Raw genomic sequence first — 2,649 nt, 5'->3', positions numbered from 1 at the left:
CGCCTGCCAGATCGCGTCCTTGCTCGGAAAATGGCGAAACAGGGCGCCCTGCGTCACGTGCATTCGCGCCGCGATCGCCGCGGTCGTGATCTCGCTCGGGTTTTGCGCCGCTGCGAGCGACACGACCGTTTCAACGGTCAGCCGGCGGCGCTCCTCGGCGGACAGGTACTTTTCGTTCATCGCGACCTCAAAGATAGTAATCAATTACTATCTTTTGGAAGCGAAGTCAACGCCCGCCTCGCGATTGGAACCGGTGGACCGGGCGCGGGGACACCGCCGGGCCGGAAACCTACCCGGCAAGCAATCGGCGATCGCCGGTCGCTACTTCTGCTGGACGCTTTTCAGATAGTCGATGACGGCAAGGATGCGCCTGCGCACGACGACCTCCGGGCTTTGCTCCGGACCGGCGAGCTTCCAATAGGACGGGTCGACATTGTGCGGCAGGCCGACGATGGGGTTGAACCGTTCCCCCCAGATCGGCATGTCGCGGGTGCCGTGCGCGCGAATCGTCCGCGACCCGTCGATGGTTTCATAGACGGCGCTCGTGGGAAAGACTCCGTTGCTGTTCCTCGCCAGCACCGTCAGATCGGAAGGCGCAATCTTGAGTTGGTCGCTGACCGGTCCCTTGCCCCTGGCGTCGGCGCCATGACAACTCGCGCATGACGACTGGAATTCCGACTTGCCGATGTCGACGTCTTCAGCCGGTGCCGGAGCGGTCTCCATCGCCTCATAGATCAGCTGCTTCACCGTCTTCTGGATGCGCTGGCGCTCCGAGGGAGTCTGCTCCAGCAGCACGAAGAACATGTCCTGCTTGGGGTCGATCACGAAATAACAACCGCTGGCGCCGTCCCACTTGAGTTCGCCGAGATCGCCCGGCGGCGGCGGCTTGGCGTCTCCGGGATCGGTGCGCACGGCGAGGCCGAGACCGAAGCCGAAGCCGTCGCCCGGAAAGTAGAAATAGTCGCGCTCGACGCCCGACCCCGGCCCGACCTGGTCCGTCGTCAACAGCTTGAACGCCCTGGGACTGAGGATCGTCTTGCCCTCGTACGTGCCGCCGTCGAGCAGCATCTGCGCAAAGCGCGCATAGTCCGCCATGGTCGAGACCATGCCGCCGCTGGCGTACGTCATCTTCTTGCGCACGGTCGGGTTGTTGTCGCGCCCGACCCGGAAATCGCTGTCGTTCGGCATCGGCTGGGCCAGCAGCTTCTGCTTCTCCGGGTCCGTGACGAAAAAGCCGGTGTCCTTCATGCCGAGCGGATCGAGCAGCTCGTCCCGCTCGACCTCGATCAGCGACTTCCCGGACACGATTTCCATGATCCGCGCCAGGATGTCGGTGGAATGGCCGTATTGCCAGAGTGCGCCCGGCTGATTGTGCAGCGGCAGTCTTGCGATCCGCTCGGCGAACTCGGCGAGGTCGAAATCGCCGGCATAGATGTCGGCGGCCCTGTAGGCCTTGCGCACCAGGCTGTCGCCGTAGAAGCCGTAGGTGATGCCCGAGGTCTGGCGCAGCAGGTCGAGCACGGTCGGCGGCCGGTTCGGCGGCACCAGCTCGAGCGTCGTGCTGCCGTCGGCGGCCTTCATCTCGACGCCGACCTTCACGTTGGCGAAGGACGGAATGTATTTCGAGATGGGGTCGTCGAGCGCGAACTTGCCCTCGTCGAGCATCTTCACCGCAACCACGCTGGTGATCGCCTTGGTCATCGAGAACAGGCGGAAGATCGTCCGGTCGGTGATCTCTGCCTTCGACACCACGTCCTGGACGCCGAAGGATTGGTGATAGACCGGCTTGCCGTGCTGCTGGATCAGCAGGATCGCGCCGGGAATTTTCCCGGTCGTCACTTCGTTGCGGAAGAACTCGCCGATCCTCGCCAGCCTGTCCGTGTTGAAGTGCGCGCCCGCGGGAATTTCAAATGTCCCCGCGGCCCGCGCCGACGGCGCAGCCGCGACCAGCAGCGCGCCACAGGCAAGCAACCGCAACGCCTGACATGGTTTCATCCGCCTCTCCCGGGTCTCGCCCGAGTTTAGCGTTCGGCTCGACCGGCACAAGCACCGCCGAAATGCTGCCAGCTCGCGACGTCGGCACGGCCGCGTCAGCCGCGCCGCGCGGCCTCGATCGCGGCGACGTCGATCTTCTTCATGCCCATCATGGCGGCGAATGCGCGCTTGGCCTCGTCGCCGCCGGCGGCAAGCGCGTCGGTCAGCGCGCGCGGGGTGATCTGCCAGGAGAGGCCCCATCTGTCCTTGCACCAGCCGCAGGCGCTTTCCTGCCCGCCATTGCCGACGATGGCGTTCCAGTAGCGGTCGGTCTCGGCCTGGTCGTCGGTCGCGATCTGGAACGAGAAGGCCTCGCTGTGCTTGAACATCGGACCGCCGTTGAGGCCGAGGCAGGGGATGCCGAACACCGTGAACTGAACCGTCAGCACGTCGCCCGCCTTGCCGGATGGATAGTCGGCGGGCGCGCGGTGCACGGCGTGCACGACGCTGTCGGGGAACGTTTCTGCGTAGAAGCGGGCGGCAGCCTCGGCGTCCTTGTCGTACCACAGGCAGATCGTGTTCTTCGGCATTGCTGCGTCCTTTCGGTTCCAATATCGCGCTCAAACCCGTCCTCGAGGACGAACGGGCCGGGCCGCATCCGACAACGTCGCTTGA

2 protein-coding genes and 1 pseudogene are annotated in these 2,649 nt (G+C 65.0%); all 3 read right to left on the bottom strand.

Going from position 1 to position 2,649, the window contains the following annotated elements; translation table 11 throughout:
- Positions 1-180: TetR family transcriptional regulator (locus KGM94_RS24840; RefSeq protein WP_300265282.1), on the bottom strand; the 180-nt coding region annotated here is incomplete at its 3' end.
- Positions 181-717: 537 nt separating this feature from the next.
- Positions 718-1,995: pseudogene (locus tag KGM94_RS24835) on the bottom strand (serine hydrolase domain-containing protein); the annotation flags it as partial.
- Between the two features lie 95 nt (positions 1,996-2,090).
- Entirely contained in the window at positions 2,091-2,564 is a 474-nt protein-coding gene (locus KGM94_RS24830) for a VOC family protein (RefSeq protein WP_300265278.1), read from the bottom strand.
- Between the last annotated feature and the right edge of the window lie 85 nt (positions 2,565-2,649).

This window comes from Bradyrhizobium sp. (genome assembly GCF_028868675.1).
Lineage (GTDB): Bacteria > Pseudomonadota > Alphaproteobacteria > Rhizobiales > Xanthobacteraceae > Bradyrhizobium.
The sequence above is the reverse complement of the archived record's forward strand: the minus strand, read 5'-3'. Positions and strand labels throughout refer to the sequence as shown.